General features: G+C 46.6%; 15 protein-coding genes. All 15 read left to right on the forward strand.

Going from position 1 to position 15277, the window contains the following annotated elements; all coding sequences use genetic code 11:
* The 15 genes from EI77_RS19935 to EI77_RS20005 all read left to right on the forward strand — a co-directional run bounded on the left by EI77_RS19935 (position 1) and on the right by EI77_RS20005 (position 15262).
* Positions 1-903, forward strand: coding sequence for a glycosyltransferase family 2 protein (locus tag EI77_RS19935; protein ID WP_166647390.1), 903 nt, complete (start codon positions 1-3; stop codon positions 901-903).
* Positions 904-968: 65 nt separating this feature from the next.
* Positions 969-2213, forward strand: a complete 1245-nt coding sequence (locus EI77_RS19940) for a glycosyltransferase family 4 protein (protein WP_133797067.1) — start codon at positions 969-971, stop codon at positions 2211-2213.
* Positions 2210-2980 (forward strand): FkbM family methyltransferase, encoded by a 771-nt coding sequence (locus EI77_RS19945; protein WP_133797068.1) that lies wholly within the window; start codon positions 2210-2212, stop codon positions 2978-2980. The genes EI77_RS19940 and EI77_RS19945 overlap by 4 nt, the downstream gene beginning before the upstream one ends.
* A gap of 181 nt (positions 2981-3161) precedes the next feature.
* The gene (locus EI77_RS19950; RefSeq protein WP_166647391.1) at positions 3162-3833 is read left to right on the forward strand and encodes an FkbM family methyltransferase; all 672 of its coding nucleotides are present in this window, start codon (positions 3162-3164) and stop codon (positions 3831-3833) included.
* A 266-nt stretch (positions 3834-4099) separates the two neighbouring features.
* Positions 4100-4936 (forward strand): glycosyltransferase family protein, encoded by an 837-nt coding sequence (locus EI77_RS19955; RefSeq protein ID WP_133797070.1) that lies wholly within the window; start codon positions 4100-4102, stop codon positions 4934-4936.
* A gap of 1 nt (position 4937) precedes the next feature.
* The gene (locus EI77_RS19960; RefSeq protein WP_133797071.1) at positions 4938-6032 is read left to right on the forward strand and encodes a glycosyltransferase family 4 protein; all 1095 of its coding nucleotides are present in this window, start codon (positions 4938-4940) and stop codon (positions 6030-6032) included.
* An 18-nt stretch (positions 6033-6050) separates the two neighbouring features.
* Positions 6051-7325, forward strand: coding sequence for a hypothetical protein (locus EI77_RS19965; RefSeq protein WP_133797072.1), 1275 nt, complete (start codon positions 6051-6053; stop codon positions 7323-7325).
* A gap of 49 nt (positions 7326-7374) precedes the next feature.
* The gene (locus EI77_RS19970; protein WP_133797073.1) at positions 7375-8568 is read left to right on the forward strand and encodes a glycosyltransferase; all 1194 of its coding nucleotides are present in this window, start codon (positions 7375-7377) and stop codon (positions 8566-8568) included.
* A complete protein-coding gene (locus tag EI77_RS19975; protein ID WP_133797074.1) occupies positions 8568-9761 on the forward strand; it encodes a glycosyltransferase in 1194 nt (397 codons plus the stop codon). The genes EI77_RS19970 and EI77_RS19975 overlap by 1 nt, the downstream gene beginning before the upstream one ends.
* Before the next feature lie 23 nt (positions 9762-9784).
* Entirely contained in the window at positions 9785-10351 is a 567-nt protein-coding gene (locus EI77_RS19980) for an LbetaH domain-containing protein (protein WP_133797075.1), read from the forward strand.
* Positions 10348-10986 (forward strand): class I SAM-dependent methyltransferase, encoded by a 639-nt coding sequence (locus tag EI77_RS19985; RefSeq protein WP_133797076.1) that lies wholly within the window; start codon positions 10348-10350, stop codon positions 10984-10986. The genes EI77_RS19980 and EI77_RS19985 overlap by 4 nt, the downstream gene beginning before the upstream one ends.
* Positions 10986-11825 (forward strand): glycosyltransferase family 2 protein, encoded by an 840-nt coding sequence (locus EI77_RS19990; protein WP_133797077.1) that lies wholly within the window; start codon positions 10986-10988, stop codon positions 11823-11825. The genes EI77_RS19985 and EI77_RS19990 overlap by 1 nt, the downstream gene beginning before the upstream one ends.
* Positions 11822-12562, forward strand: coding sequence for a glycosyltransferase (locus tag EI77_RS19995; RefSeq protein ID WP_133797078.1), 741 nt, complete (start codon positions 11822-11824; stop codon positions 12560-12562). The genes EI77_RS19990 and EI77_RS19995 overlap by 4 nt, the downstream gene beginning before the upstream one ends.
* A gap of 4 nt (positions 12563-12566) precedes the next feature.
* Positions 12567-13781 (forward strand): glycosyltransferase family 4 protein, encoded by a 1215-nt coding sequence (locus EI77_RS20000; RefSeq protein ID WP_133797079.1) that lies wholly within the window; start codon positions 12567-12569, stop codon positions 13779-13781.
* A complete protein-coding gene (locus EI77_RS20005; RefSeq protein ID WP_133797080.1) occupies positions 13778-15262 on the forward strand; it encodes an MraY family glycosyltransferase in 1485 nt (494 codons plus the stop codon). The genes EI77_RS20000 and EI77_RS20005 overlap by 4 nt, the downstream gene beginning before the upstream one ends.
* Positions 15263-15277: the final 15 nt, after the last annotated feature.

A 15277-nucleotide genomic window follows, 5' to 3' on the forward strand; every position in this document is an offset into this window, starting at 1 on the left:
ATGATCACCTCGCGGAATCGACATGATGATTTGCGTCGGACATTAGAAAATTTGCGCGGGATGGATCCACTGCCAGATGAAGTCTTGATCACTCTCGATGGTTGTACAGACACAACGGTAAGTATGGTGGAAAGGGCCTATCCAAATTGTAGGTTGTGGATAAATCACCCTGGCGAGGGTTCAGTGCCTTCACGAGATCGAATGTTACGGGAAGCCAGTGGCGATGTCATATTAAGTTTGGACGATGATAGCTATCCTGTGCAAAAAGACTTTTTTGCTAGGCTTCCATCGTTATTCAAAATGCATCCAGATGCGGCCGTGATCAGTTTTCCCGAAGTTCTTGATAATGGCACATATTTGAATTCCACTAAAACCCCAAGTTCTCCCGGTCATTACTTATCTGCTTATCCAAATAGTGCAGCGGCAATGAGACGAGATGTTTACCTTAAAACTGATGGATACCCTCGTTTTTTTGTACATGCCTACGAAGAGCCCGACTATGCCGTTCAATGCTATGCCGTTGGTTCTACTGTGTGGTTTGCGCCAGAACTTGTGATTAAACATCACTTATCGCCAGTTAATCGCAATAAACTGCAAACTCATCACTATAATGCCAGGAATGAGCTGTGGAGTGTTTGGTTACGCTGTCCTCTTTTTTGGGTACTTCTTGTTTCCATGTTTCGTATAACCCGACAGTTTATATATGCATGTAAGAATGGAATATTTTGGGTGATTCGTGAACCCATTTGGTGGTGGGCTTCTCTAAAGGGTATCCGTAAGTGTATTACTAAAAGAAAACCCATACAATGTTCGATATACTTAGGCTGGATGGTTCTGGCTCGCCAATCTATAACAGAAATAAAAAAGTTAGAACACGAATTTAAAATTAAATTTTATTTCTAACTTTACATTATATATTATTCAGGCGTCGTGGATTCTTGTGAAAAATATTGATTTAAACTAAATTAGTGCATAAAGATTCAGCCAGGCAACTTCGCTTTATTATCGCCCAGACAGGAGCGCGGCGTAATTATGCAGTTCCTCTTATTTTGCAAAAAGCACAGCTCTTGGAGAGTTTTTTTACAGATGTCTGTGGGAATGTCGGGTGGGGACGTTGGCTGGCATGGGGAAAATTTCTACCGTTAATCGGTCCTAAATTAGAACGACTTGCCAAACGTAAAGTTCCTCTGGAAATCAAATGTAAAACCTACACCTTTTGGTTGCCAAACTTTCGATGGTTCTGGGATAGTCTTTGGTCAGAAAACAACAAACTTGGTAAGTTCCGAATCGATGTTCGCCGACAAAAAGCTTTGGCGGATGCAGCCTTAACTATTGGATTTGGTGAAGCTACACATCTATATGTAATGCTCAGCGAATTCACGCCTTTATTAGCATATGCTCAGGATAAAGGACTCAAAGTAGTTTCTGAGATTTATATTTTGCTTAGCACTAATCGGTTGTTAACTGAGGAAAGGCGGCAATTTCCAGGATGGGAACCGGAGTCACCTGACTTAGATGTCGTGCTCAGAGAGTTTGGATACGAAAACAGCCTGTTTAATCATGTAGACTTTTATATTTGTCCGTCGGAAAACGTCGCGCTTGATCTAGTGGAGAATTGGAACATCGAACGTGCAGTCATAACAGTTGTGCCTTATGGCATGAGTCCAGAGTGGCTCCAGCTGGTGCCTGCAACGATACCGGGTCGTATTCTCTTTGTGGGAACAGCAGATCTGAGAAAAGGTATACATTATCTGGCCATGGCTGCAGATATCCTTGTGAAGAGGGGTAAAAATTATGAGTTTAGGGTGGCGGGTCATGTCAGTGACCATGTTCGCTCCCAGCCCATGTGTCGTCATCTGACCTTTCTGGGGCGGGTTCCACGCGACTTGATCCAAGAAGAGTTTCGGCAGGCAGATGTATTTACACTTCCGTCACTGGCAGAAGGTTCAGCCGAGGTAACTTACGAGGCCCTAGCGGCAGGTATTCCTTTGGTGATTACTGCCTCAGCTGGATCTGTGGCTAGAGATGATATTGAGGGCAGGATTATTGCTGAGCGTGATCCCTGTGCACTTGCGGATGCCATTGAGAGCATAATTGAGAATCGCCAACTGCGAGAACGATATTCGACATCGGCTCGTCGCCGTGGAGCCGAGTTTACGAGAGATAAGTATGGTGAACGTCTGCTGGCTGCTCTTCAAGCTTTACCTGTATGAGTATATTCAAGGAAATATTGCGCCCTTTTATACCTTTTGGCATACTGGAGCGGCATCGGAGAAAGTTTCAAATGACTAGTCTTGGATTGAAAGGCACTCGAGAGTATGAGAAAGCTGCGTTAGCATGCCGCTATGAATTGTGGCCTTTAGAGTTACGTCATCCAGTAAAGCCATGGACGTTAGTTGATGTAGGGGCCAACACTGGAGAGTTTTCAGCTGCGGTGGCAACTTTGGTTCAACTGGAGAGTGTCCATGCTTTTGAGCCGCAGCCCTCTTGTCATGTCCAACTAAGCAAGATTCTTCAAAGTATCCCAAACAGTCGACTCCACCCTGCTGCTGTAGGAGCAAATACTGGGGAGATTGAACTCTTCTGCACTGCAAATTCGAAGCTGTCAAGTGTATTAAGTCCCGCTCATAGCGTATCAAATAGTTATAAAAAAAATGATTTTTTGTTAAAAAGGAACATGATGGTGCCGTTAGTCCGCCTTGATGATGTAATTCCTAGGGGAACCGAAATAGGGTTAATGAAGATAGATGTTCAAGGTTTCGAGCTTTCGGTATTAGCAGGAGCTGAGAGGAGTCTTCGCTCTACCTCGGCACTTTTAATGGAGGTTAACTATGTGAAGCACTATGAAGATGGTGCCGTATTTGACGATCTTTATAATGCTGTCCGCAGTCATGGCTTTCATCTAGCAGGGATTTCCTCACCATACTCTGGCCATCTCGGTCCTCTGTGGGCGGACGCAATGTTTATTAAGGAAGTTTAAAGGGATAATGGCAATGAAGTTTTTTAAAAATTTACATACTCTATTTACGACTAGAGGCATGCCATTACAATGGATGCGCTGGTGTCTTCGGTGGTTAGGAATTATGCCTAGCGTGAGATTTGGCGACGGCAACCTAGTTTGTAACTTCCGAAACTTTAGCGAGTATAGAAGCGTGCTCAGTATGATTCCGCCCACATCAGAGACAAGCTATATTTCTGCAAATGCGGGCTCCACTGGGATTATACTGGACGTAGGAGCGAATATTGGCTGCATGTCCTTAACTTTATCAGATCTGCGACCAAATTGCATCGTTTACGCGTTTGAGCCTTCACCTGAAACATTCAAGCACTTAAAGTCGAATGTTAGCAATAATAAGGCGAGTGACCGGGTGATTCCCTTGCGCTTAGCTGTGGGACGTGAAGACACAATACTTCAATTTCTCAATGACAGTGGTTCCCCCGCTACTAATCGTCTGATTTTACCAGGTGAGCATTTGAGTGGGCCGTTGGTTGAGGTAAATGTTGTTAGTTTAGACAGCTTCCTTGTGGATAAGAGAGGGCCTGAAGTGGCCTTCCTCAAGATTGATGTTGAAGGACATGAACCGGCTGTGATTCAAGGTGCTATACAATTATTGAGTAGCGGTACTTGTCGGTCTGGGCTGGTAGAATTATGTCCAGCAAATCTCCACCGTGTAGGCTATACAGTCGAAGACCTTCTATGTTCTGTTGAATCGGCTGGATGGTGTCTTCGTCACCTTAATAATGTGGGAATTCCGTGTTCAATTGTCAGTCTTGAGAGCGCATCTTTAGTGACTCTTGAGAATGTAGCATTACTCCCTAAATGCATTGAATGATAGCCGTTGCGGACACAAACACCTTGTGGCGCTCTAAACCTTTTGAGGCACTGGGGAAATCAACCCGGGTTGTAGGTCTACGTCCACGAGACATAGGTGCTGCGTGGCGTCAGCGAAAAAGGAAGAGCACACTCATTCCGGGTTTTGAATGCCAAAGTGTAACACTACCGTATGGGTGGGCTTCCCGTTGGCCCAGTTGGACTGCATTTTGCCTATGGGCAAAGATTCAGCGAGAAGCAAAAAAAGAGGGGGGGCTACAAGCAGTGGTGGTAACTTCACCGCATTATTTGGAATTAGCAAGAAAAGCCTCCCCCTATGCTCCAACATTTTATTATTGCTCCGATGACTATGAGCAATATGAACGTTGGGGTGGAAAAGCTATTCTCAGTCAAGAGGCTCAATTAGTGCGCTCTGTAAAACATTCTTTTTTTGTCTCACAAGTCTTGGCTAATCGCGCAATTTCAGATTATGGAATATCACAGGAGCGAGTTAGTGTATCCCCTAATGCTACAGATATTAATTCTATTGAAGAAATTGATAAGAAACGAATAGAACAGCTAATCCAGGCATTTCCAGGACTGCATCATCCACTTGTTGGAGTTGTGGGCGCAATTAATGACCGACTTGATTTTGAGGCTATTTATTCTTGTTTAGAACTTCCTCAGGTTGGTAGTCTAGTCATGGTGGGGGGGGTGCAAGGGTCCTGTGAAGATGTAATTCCATGTCAGGTGCGTAATCATCCTAAATGTATAATTACAGGGCATCAGCCACATTGTATGATACCCATCTGGATGCAGGCGATAGATGTGGCTTTGATTCCATATCGTTTTACTCCTCTGAATCACGCTTGTTCCCCAATGCGCTTATATGATCATCTGGCGGCAGGAAAGCCAGTGGTAGCTACAAACGCATGTGATCAGGTCAATTTATTTAAAAAGCTGATTGATGTCACTACAACGACAGAAGAGTTGAAATATCAAATTGCACTATTATGCCAACAAGCCGAATTAGGAAAGCGTCATATTTCTTTAATACAGGCAGCTCAGGGAAATACTTGGGATACAAGAGCTCGACAACTTGCAATTGCCATGTTTACACCATAGTATGAGGATACTGCATGTTGTTCAAAGTTGGAACACCAATATCGGAGGGTCCTTGATTGTAGCAAGAGCATTGGTGAAGGCCCAACGAAATTTGGGTGTAGATGCACGAGTTGTTAGCCTCTACGTAAACTCGGTTGATGCAGAAAAGACGAGCCGAGAATCTTATGAGATATCATGTGCCATTCCTCGTAAAGCACGCTGGACGCGTGGGATAGTGAGTTTGCGACAAGTAATCAAAAAATTTCAACCAGACCTTATTCACCATCATGATGGCATTATGTGGCCACGACTTGCTTGTATAGGACTGGGGATACCCAGGGTTAGTCATGGGCATTTAGGGGCATGTGTTTCCAATCCATTTTCCTCTTCATGGTGGACTCACCAGTTAGCCAAGTTGACTACGAATCATCTGATTGCTATTTCTAAATGGGTTGCGCAAAGTTGGACTGATAGCGGAATGTCTGAAAGTAAAATTACGCTTATACCAAATGGTGTTGATACGGAGCGATTTTACAAGCGCCCAGATAGTGTGCGGTCGATCATCCGGAAACGTTATGGGATAATGGATGGAGAAACTTTACTTGTTTGGGCTGGTCGTCTAGATATGAATACGAAAGGTTTAGACCGGTTGGTAAAGTTATCGAAAGATCTTCCTTGCCCTGTGAGATTAATTATCATAGGGGATGGCCCCGACGGACCCTGGCTTAAAAATAGCTTTCTAGACCTAGCATTATCCCCACCCCCTATTTTTACTGGCTTGCTTGAGGATCCTTCTGATATTTTTGGTAGTGCTGATGCTTTTGTATTAACTTCAAGAACTGAGTCTTTTGGACTCGTTCTTCTTGAGGCTGCCAGCAGCAGCCTGCCAATTTATGCGTTTCCATGTCAAGGGGGAGGCAATGAGCTCCTAGACGAACTTCAGGCCTACCGTGCGGCAGATGCTGACTATTCGGGACTTGCCGATGCAATCTCGCACAAGCTCGGGATACTACCATCGAACTGTCAGGCAATGATTCAAGAGCGATATTCATGGAAAACTGGTAGTATTGCTTCTCTTGAAGTGTACAAAAAAGTGCTTGCTGCCTCAGCTCGGTGAGCCACCATTTTCATTCACATGGCAAGTTTTTATTTCACTTTGCTACTGGTTACAATAGTTATTTTACTGATTAAAGTAGCCTGGAATCCAGTTCTAATATTTGAATACCCATATTTTATGGGGGCGGTTTTTGCCGTATTCATTGTACCACAGGCTCATTCGTTAATTCTTTTTCCAGGAAAAGTCTCTGAACAAGCTGTTGATGACGTGATGCTAATGTCACTACTTTGTATGCTCGCCTGTGTTTTGGGCTACAAGCTCAGTCCCTCAATTGCAGTTTTTAAACGTATTGCTATTCCTGTCGTTATGCATAAGCTTTTTCAAGTTGGAATTGCATTTGTTTTAATCAGTTTTATCTTTGCCTACCAGTTAGCAAGGAGTTCGGTGGGGCTTGAAGTGCAGACTCAAATGTCGGGCATAACAACTGTTTACTTGTTTTTTGTCGGTCTTATTTTTCCAGGTTTCGCCATTTGTGTAATTGTTTTGTTGCGAGGTTTTACCCTAGCCAGACTAATTATTACGCTTATTGCTGGTTCAATTCCATTAATTAATGTCTTAGGTATTCGGCGTGAACCAACGGTGATGCTTGGTTTGATAATATTTCTCAGCTGGTTTTACTTAAGGCGTCGACAACCTTCCCGCATATTGATTTTCAGTACGCTATTTTCGGCTATGCTGATGATTCCTGCTACAGGAGCTCTGAGAGGTTACTCTGAAAGCAATCAGTTTAATAAAATCAGCAGTTTTGACTTTATTGGAAATTTTAAGGCATATTTCGGAAGAGAGTCTACGCTAGAGTTGCGTAACGCAGCCGCGCTGATTGAGTCTACTAAACGATTTGGTGGTTATGATTTTGGTGCAGGTTATTGGAACCAGATCATATTTCGGTATGTGCCCGCACAATTCATAGGGATAGAAAGAAAAAATGCTATGATGATTGGCTCCTATGATGAGAATGATAAAAGTATGGGGAGTATTGGGTATGAATGGTCCACCGGATCTACTTTAACGGGTATGGGAGATTCGTTTCAACACTTTGGCTGGTTCGGTTGTTTGTTTTTCTTAATTTTGGCTATCTTTTTTCGGTCGGTTTGGTTGGCTTCACTGCATCAGCACGCAATTATAGCTCAACTGCTATACATTTTGATTTGTACTTCCGCAATGCGCGCTGTAACACACCAAACGACAGATTTTTTACCGGGCTTGATTTACAAAGGCGTCTTTCTTGCTGTTGGTATGTGGTATGCAAGCGTGGGAAATCATAGTAGCCCTACCAAGTTGGCGAAGCGCTAATAAATGGTGGATCTAAGCGATTGGTCTCGTTTGTGACATATTAACGTTCATGAGAGTCGCTCTTCTATTTGATCATTTTGGTCCATATCACATTGCGCGGCTTTCTGCTGCTGGTAAGTTCTCGGATATTCAGGCGGTGGAGTTTTATTCGAAAAGTTCTACTTACGCTTGGAATCGATGCGATCTGCCTGAGACGGGATGGCATCAAATATTCAAAACAGTGGATCGTTCAACTGTGGCATTTTCTGAATTTCGCGAGGTGTTGTGGCGCACCTTGGATTCATTGAATCCAGATGTAGTTGCCATTCCTGGGTGGGGGACTAAAGAGTCTTTGGCAGCGCTACAATGGTGTTTGAGGAATCAAATTCCATCAGTGCTGATGTCTGAGAGCACTGCGCATGACGAGCCGCGAAGGTTGCTGAAAGAAACTCTGAAGAGACGAATTGTGTCTCTATCTAGTGCAGGTTTGGTTGGCGGAAGTTCCCATCTTAGTTATCTTCGCGCGCTTGGGATGGCTGAAAGCCGTATTTTTCTCGGCTACGATGCTGTTGATAATGATTATTTTGTGAGGGGAGTACTCACGTCTTCTATAGAGGCTGGCGAATCGGCCACGGTGCCCTCTTTTCTTGCGAGTGCGCGATTTGTTACAAAGAAAAATTTACCGAGATTGATCCAGGCGTTTGCACGTTATCGCAACTTATGCTTGGAGGGCGATGGAAGTCAAGATCCATGGAATTTGATCTTGCTTGGTGATGGGGCAATACGTGATCAATTAGAGAAATTGGTGTTTTCTCTAGGATTGCAGGCGTTTGTTAAACTTCCGGGCTTCAAGCAGTACGGTGAACTTCCTCAGTATTATAAAAGTGCCTCAACTTTCATTCATGCAAGTACCTCCGAGCAGTGGGGATTGGTAGTGAATGAGGCGATGGCTTGCGGACTGCCGGTACTAGTCTCCAATCGCTGTGGGTGTGCGCCTGATTTAGTGCAAGAAGGTGTGAATGGTTTTATTTTTGATCCCTGGAATATTGAGGAAATCGCCAACAAGATGAAGATGATTTCATCTAAGTCTGTTTTGACTTTACATGAGATGGGACAGGCTAGCCGAGATATTATTGCGAATTGTGGACCTGAGCGTTTTGCAGATGGATTGTTGAATGCTGCAGAGGCGGCTGTTAGACATGGGCCCCGTCATGGCTGGTATCTTGATTATCTTTTACTCGGGGGGCTAACGAAACTTCAATAATGAAGGTGACTTGTCTCATTGGTAGTATATCCAGAAAAGCGGGTGGATTACATACGAGCGTGAGATGTCTGATGCAGGCTTTGAAAGGGACTGGAGTTCAGGTGGATGTCCTAACACTGGAGGATGAGCACACTCAAACTGATCTATCGTCATGGCTACCGATTGAAGTATTTTCTTTCTCGGCAAAGGGCCCGCATCAATGGAGATATTCCCCAGGAATCAGGCAGCATTTGAATTTGCATCCTCCAGATTTAATCAGCATTCATGGGTTATGGAGCTATCTATCATGGGTGTCTTCTTGCTGGACTAAAAGGAGTGGTTGTCCGGTGATTATTCATCCTCATGGGATGTTGGATCCATGGGCTTTGGCGAACTCTGCTTGGAAGAAAAGGGTGGCCCTAGCGCTTTTTGAGCGGACTCATTTACGCCAAGCGACTTGCCTGAGAGCTTTGTGTTTTTCTGAGTTAGATGCAATGAGGGGATTAGGACTCACAAATCCAATTTGTGTCATCCCTAATGCGATTGATCTTCCCTTACTTCATTTGTCTAATTTTTCGGATCTAGTTTCTTCCTCCCAAAAAAAATTGCTGTTTCTAGGGCGCTTGCATCCGAAGAAAGGTCTGATGAATTTGCTCCGTGCTTGGAGCTCTGTGAAGGATTCTCAATGGGGACAAGGCTGGGTGCTTGAGATTGCTGGTTGGGATGAGTTGGGACATGCAGAGGAGCTAGAGCAGCTTGCCATTGAACTGGGGTTATTTTTTTCCGAAAATGATGAATCGAAGGATTCGGTTTTAAGTTCAGTCCGATTTCGCGGACCGCAATTTGGGACGGGTAAAGATCTCTGTTTGCGCGAATGTGATGCTTTTGTACTTCCTTCTTTCAGCGAGGGGCTCCCGATGTCGGTCCTTGAAGCTTGGGCTTATGGAAAGCCTGTGGTTATGACCCCGATGTGCAATCTGCCAGAGGGATTTGCGGTAGGGGCGGCGATCGAGGCTAATCCTGAGGTGGCTAGTCTTAGCAATGGGCTATTGAAACTGATGGCTATGACCGATGAGGAACTTTTTGAAATGGGACGCCGAGGGAGACAGTTAGTAGAAAGCCAATTTACGTGGTCGGAAGTGGGGTCTAAAATGAAAGAGGTTTATGAATGGATGGTTCATGGTGGGACTGTTCCTTCGTGTGTGGTGGTCTGATATAAAGGTTCCAAACTTAATTTATGGCACTGCCGGACATTAAGAAAAATAGAGCTTCAACAAAGTATGGCTTTGGGGAAATTGGGCTGCGTATCGCGTGGATGATCGGAATGTGGGTGTTTCGGTTTAGTCCGCGGCCATGCTTTGGGTTTCGTAGATGGTGGTTGCGGTTGTTTGGTGCCAGGGTGGGAAAGCATGTGCACTTATATCCTTCTTCACATGTCTATTATCCCTGGAATTTGGTGATTGGAGACTGGTCTTCTATCGGAGAATGGGCTTTGGTGTATAATCTGGGCAAGGTCAGCATTGGTGAGAGGGTAACTATTTCGCAGAGAGTTCATCTCTGTGCGGGGACTCATGATTACAAGGATCCGGCCATGCCTTTGATCAAGTCGCCGATCACTGTTGGTTCTGCGGTATGGATCTGCGCAGATGCCTTTATTGGCCCTGGTGTATCCGTAGCTGATGGGGCGGTGGTCGGGGCTTGCAGCGTGGTTGTGAAGGATGTGCCGGAATGGTGTGTCGTTGCTGGGAATCCGGCAAAACTGATTAAACAGAGGAAAATGGGTCAGAACGATTTGAGTCTATGAGTGAAGGAGTAACTATCGACGGATATTCTTATCAAAACAGTAAATGCGGTCATATGCACTCCTTGCTTGTGCCTGCTTTGCTTCAAGAACTTGGTGCCTGCAGTGGGACTAAATCCGTGTTTGATCTAGGATGCGGAAATGGTAGCGTTGCTTCCAAGGTGGCTGAAGCAGGTTATTCTGTGACTGGTTGTGATCCATCAGTGACGGGTATTGAAAAGGCCAAGCTGAGCAACCCGCTTTTGAAAATTGAAACAGGATCCGGCTATGAAGATTTGGCCTCTCGATTTGGTGTGTTTCCGATGGTCTATTCGTTGGAGGTCATCGAACATGTCTACGACCCGCGAACTGTGGTAAGACGAGTTTATGATATGCTGGAGCCTGGGGGGCGCTTTATATTAAGCACGCCTTATCACGGGTATCTGAAGAATCTCGCGCTGGCTTTGACTGGAGATATGGACAAGCATTTCACAGCTCTTTGGGATCATGGGCACATCAAGTTTTGGTCACGAAATTCAATTACTACGCTGTTGCAGGAAGCAGGCTTTAATGTACTGAAAATCCGTCGGTTGGGGCGTATACCGGCGTTGGCCATGACGATGATGGTGGTTGCACAAAAACCTATAGGCAAAGCGTGATGATGGGGCTTCCTGTTTCTGTTTGTATTCCTGTTAAGAATGAGGAGGTAAATCTTGCGGCATGCCTAGCTGCGCTGGCGGAATTTGATGAGGTGGTGGTGGTGGATTCTGGTAGCAAGGATGCGACGGTGAGGCTGGCGCGTGAGGCTGGGGCTACGGTTTTGCAGTTCGAGTGGAATGGCAAGTTTCCGAAGAAGAGGAACTGGGCACTCCAAAATCACCGGTTTAAACATCCATGGATACTTTTTCTGGATGCAGATGAGCGGATGAACCCGTCTTTTGTGGCGGAACTGAAGGACACACTACGCAATACTACGCATGTTGGTTTTTGGATCACATTTAACAATTGGTTCATGGGGGTGCCTTTGCGGCATGGTGATGTGTTTCATAAGTTGTCCTTGTTTAAAGTGGGGGCAGGGGAGTATGAGCGGTTTGAGGAAGATTCATGGTGCCATCTTGACATGGAAGTGCATGAGCATCCGGTATTGGATGGAACGACAGGTGAAATGAAAGTGCGCCTGGAGCATCAGGACTATCGAGGTTTGAAGCATTACCTTTCCAGACATAATGAGTATTCATCGTGGGAGGCTAACCGTTATTTGTGGCTTCAATCAGCAGGTGAGGATGAATGGAAGAACCTGACGGGCAGGCAGCGGTTTAAATACCAGTGTTTGGGGCGGTGGTGGCTGGCATGGCTTTATTGGGGGATATCGCTTTGGGCTATGAGGGGTTTTTTGGATGGCCGGTTGGGATTTCGATTTGCTGAACTTAAGCGTCGCTATTTCCAAGAAATCCGCCTGAAGATCATGGAGGCAAAGCGGACGGGAAAACCGGCATGACGACAGTCCATCTAGTTATCCCGTGTTATCGTGAAAGTGCGAGAATCGGGGGATTCCTGCCAGAGCTGTGCGCTGAAATGCAGCGGCTAGGTGGAGTTGATGTGTTAGTTGTTGAGGATGGATCTGGGAATGAGGAGCAGGGGTTGATGCGGGAGCTGATCATAGGCTGGAGTGAGCGGTTTCCGTGTCTTAGCGAGCCTTTGATGCTATCTGATAACTTGGGGAAGGGGGGGGCGGTTTATGCAGGATGGTCACGTGCGGGGGCGGCTGAATGGCTGGCTTTCGTGGATGCGGATGGGGCATGTCCTGTCCATGAAGTGATTAGGTTGGTGAAACTGGCGAAAAAGCAGGAGACCGCAAAAAAGGCGCTGTTTGCTTCACGGGTGAAAATGCTCGGCAAAAAAGTGGATCGGCTGTTGAAGCGGCATTTGTTAGGCCGGATTTACGCGACACTGGTTTCTGAAATGTTGGACGTTCCTGTGTATGATTCGCAATGTGGATTGAAACTTGTGCCAGCTAAGGCGTTTGCGGCGGTGGCCGAATCTCTGCGAATCCACGGGTTTGCGTTTGATGTTGAGCTGATGGTGGCACTAATCGATGATGGTTGTGCGGTAGAGGAGGTGCCTATCGACTGGACTGAGATACCAGGGGGAAAGGTGAGTTTGATCAGGGATTCTTGGAGGATGGCGCGGGATGTCTGGGGAATCCGGAGCCGGAGACGAATGGGGATAGCCTAACCAAATGCGCGTTTTACTGCTGAACCAGTGCTTTTACCCTGACCATGTCGCGACGGCGCAGCATCTCACTGACCTTGCATTAGGATTGAAAGGTGCCGGGCATGATGTGACGGTCGTGGCATCATCGCGCGGTTACGACAATCCGCAGAACAGATACGCAAGTCATGAAAGCTGGCAGGGAATTCAAATTCACCGGATTTGGACCCCAGGCTTGGGGAAAACGGCAAAGTGGCGCCGCCTGGTGGATTTTGCGTGTTTTTGGTTGAGTGCCACGCTCATCCTCCTGCGCTTGCAGCGATTTGATGTGACAGTGTGCCTAACATCGCCGCCTCTGATTTCTACGTTAGGCAGTATTGTAGCATTATTCAAGGGGGGGGAGGTGGTTCCCTGGGTGATGGATTTGAATCCTGATGAAGCTGTTGCAGCAGGCTGGTTGCGTGCCGGGGGATTGGCTGAACGTATTTTAAGCGGTCTTCAGAACTGGGGGTTTAGACGCGCGGCACGTATTGTGGCACTGGATCGTTTTATGGCTGCCAGGCTGATGGCTAAGGGAGTGCCTGCGGAGGTCATCCACACAGATCCACCTTGGTCGCATGATGAGAAGGTGCGATATGATGCGCTAGCCAGGGAGGATTTTCGCGCACAGCATGGGTTGAGCGGGAAGTTCATTGTAATGTATTCTGGGAATCACAGCCCTTGCCATCCTCTGGACACATTGCTGGAGGCCGCGAAGGAATTGCGGGAGGATGGACATGTTCATTTTCTCTTTGTCGGCGGAGGCAGTGAATTTGAAAAAGTGAAGCTATATCGCGAACGGCATCATTTGGAAAATATCACGACCTTGCCTTACCAACCCATGGATCGTTTGGCCGGTTCATTGTCGGCGGCAGACTTGCATTCTGTGGTACTAGGGGAGGCGTTTGTCGGAATCGTGCATCCATGTAAAATTTACAATATCCTCACTCTGGGCATTCCTTTCCTGGCTATTGGACCTGTAGAAAGTCATTTGAGCGATCTTGCTGACAGGCTTCCCCGTGGAGAAACTTTCAGAGCGGATCATGGGGATGTACCCGCAGTGGTGAAAATTCTAAAAATAATGTCGCAGCGAGAACAGTCAGTGCCGTCTGTCAGGGCGCAGGAGCTCGCGCTGAAGTATTCCATGGAAGTCTTGCGTTCCCGGCTGATCCAAGTGATTGAAGCTGCAAGCGTGGTGAAATGATGACGATGAATGTAATGATGGGCTTTCTTATGGGAGCAGTCGAGTCCTCTGAATTTATGGGGCCCCGCCAGCCGCTGCTATTTAACTGGCTAGCGGTTCTACTGTTTTATTCAGGCGCTTTGCTGGTGACTTACGCGGGGACAAAACTGATCATCAGTTACAAAGGAAACTTGGGAATGGATGCTCCAGATGGCCGGAGGAAACTGCATGAGAATCCAGTTCCTCGGTTGGGAGGTGCGCCTATTTATCTGACCTTGATGCTGGGCATTGTTGCCGCATTTTGGCTTGGAGAGGTGACATTTGACGGCTGGCTGCCGCTCATTTTATGCAATGCTCTCATCTTTTCTGTGGGAATAGCTGATGATCTTAAGCCCTTAGGGGCGAGGGTGAAGTTGGTGGGGCAGATTGGTGCGGCCCTTATTCTTTACTCTTCAGGGCTTTCCATTGATGTATTGAGTAACCCATTTGGTGATGGTGGCCTACAACTTGGATGGTGGAGCCTGCCGCTGACGCTGCTCTGGCTGGTGGCGATCCCAAATATTATCAACTTAATAGACGGGATGGATGGACTTGCGGGAGGGTTCGGTTTGTTTTTGTCTCTGACACTGGCTTTTGTCGGTTTTGTAGCCGGATTCCAGGATGTCATGATCGTCTCGGTCATTATGGCTGGGGCACTGTCAGGTTTTTTGTTCTTCAACTTTCCACCTGCAAAGATTTTTCTTGGAGATGGCGGGGCTTATCTCATCGGTTTTTTCATTGCGTCGGTCTCTTTAAAATGTTCAAACAAAGGGTCTATCATCGCTGCGCTTTTAGTGATCGTGATTGCACTTGGTGTTCCGATTTTGGATACGGCCTTTGCGATTCTTCGTCGCGCGATCCGTGGTGTGCCTATCTTTCGCGCGGATGCGGAGCATATCCATCATCGGCTGATTCTGCTGGGCTATAGTAAAGGGCGCGCGCTGGTGGCCATGTATTCGGTTTGTGTTGTGCTGAGCTTGGTTGGCATCAGCATCTTGTTGACGAAGGGGGTGGCTTTACCTGTAGCCGGGGCTGTATTGTTTTTGCTGGCGATCGGCGCGGCGCGCTATTTGGGATATGTGCGTAGTTGGTCGAATTTACGTCAGCAAATGGATCTGGCTATGCAGCGCCGACATAGGCTGGAGCATACTAGGGCTCATGCGCGGGTGCTGGACTTTGATATTGAACTTTGTAACTCACTCATTGAATTTGAAGATGTATTCAGCCAGCGACTGAAGTGGATGGGTTTTCTGCCGCCAGAGAGTAAGCAATCCCTGCCTGTGAAGGTATATTTGTCTGATGGAAGCTTCTGTATACTATACCGGCCCACCGAGGAATATGAAGAAGGAGAGTGGCAGCGCCGCGCAGATGAGCTGGTGACGGTTCTAGAGCGGTGTCTGGAGCGCTGGGAGGCATTACCCTCACTGCTCGGTCAGCTGCGTCCAGTAAAAACAGGGGCGTGAGTATCGCTGTTATGA

The organism is Prosthecobacter fusiformis (assembly GCF_004364345.1).
Taxonomy (GTDB): domain Bacteria; phylum Verrucomicrobiota; class Verrucomicrobiia; order Verrucomicrobiales; family Verrucomicrobiaceae; genus Prosthecobacter; species Prosthecobacter fusiformis.

Coding starts and splice junctions, on each gene's coding strand:
- EI77_RS19960 (WP_133797071.1), top strand. CDS start 4,938: ATGAGGATACTGCATGTTGTTCAAAGTTGGAACACCAATATCGGAGGG.
- EI77_RS19980 (WP_133797075.1), top strand. CDS start 9,785: ATGGCACTGCCGGACATTAAGAAAAATAGAGCTTCAACAAAGTATGGC.
- EI77_RS19950 (WP_166647391.1), top strand. CDS start 3,162: ATGATTCCGCCCACATCAGAGACAAGCTATATTTCTGCAAATGCGGGC.
- EI77_RS20000 (WP_133797079.1), top strand. CDS start 12,567: ATGCGCGTTTTACTGCTGAACCAGTGCTTTTACCCTGACCATGTCGCG.
- EI77_RS19975 (WP_133797074.1), top strand. CDS start 8,568: ATGAAGGTGACTTGTCTCATTGGTAGTATATCCAGAAAAGCGGGTGGA.
- EI77_RS19990 (WP_133797077.1), top strand. CDS start 10,986: ATGATGGGGCTTCCTGTTTCTGTTTGTATTCCTGTTAAGAATGAGGAG.
- EI77_RS19985 (WP_133797076.1), top strand. CDS start 10,348: ATGAGTGAAGGAGTAACTATCGACGGATATTCTTATCAAAACAGTAAA.
- EI77_RS19965 (WP_133797072.1), top strand. CDS start 6,051: ATGGCAAGTTTTTATTTCACTTTGCTACTGGTTACAATAGTTATTTTA.
- EI77_RS19970 (WP_133797073.1), top strand. CDS start 7,375: ATGAGAGTCGCTCTTCTATTTGATCATTTTGGTCCATATCACATTGCG.
- EI77_RS19995 (WP_133797078.1), top strand. CDS start 11,822: ATGACGACAGTCCATCTAGTTATCCCGTGTTATCGTGAAAGTGCGAGA.
- EI77_RS19935 (WP_166647390.1), top strand. CDS start 1: ATGATCACCTCGCGGAATCGACATGATGATTTGCGTCGGACATTAGAA.
- EI77_RS19945 (WP_133797068.1), top strand. CDS start 2,210: ATGAGTATATTCAAGGAAATATTGCGCCCTTTTATACCTTTTGGCATA.
- EI77_RS20005 (WP_133797080.1), top strand. CDS start 13,778: ATGATGACGATGAATGTAATGATGGGCTTTCTTATGGGAGCAGTCGAG.